General features: G+C 70.4%; 1 protein-coding gene. It reads left to right on the top strand.

Annotation, left to right across the window (positions count from 1 at the left end):
- Positions 1–280: CurL C-terminal domain-containing protein (locus tag ACLF6P_RS30075; protein ID WP_415954594.1), on the top strand; the 280-nt coding region annotated here is incomplete at both ends.

Genomic DNA, 280 nt, shown 5'->3' with positions numbered 1-280 from the left:
TGGGTGTGGTGCCGTGGGTGTTGTCGGGCAGGACGGAGTCCGCGCTGCGGGCGCAGGCCGGGAAGCTGCTGGCCCATGTCCGTGAGGGTGCGGATGTCTCGGTCGTGGATGTCGGCTACTCCCTGGCCTTGACGCGTTCGCGGTTCGAGCATCGGGCGGCGGTGGTGGCGTCGGAGCGTGAGGGCTTTGTGTCGGTGCTGGAGGCGCTGGCGGAGGGCCGTCCGGTTCCTGGCGTTGTGCGTGGTGCGGCGTCGGCGGGTGATGTGCGTCCGGTGTTCGT

The organism is Streptomyces lothianensis, from assembly GCF_047779955.1.
In the GTDB taxonomy this organism is placed as follows: Bacteria; Actinomycetota; Actinomycetes; order Streptomycetales; family Streptomycetaceae; genus Streptomyces.
This window is presented reverse-complemented; position numbering and strand designations above follow the sequence as displayed.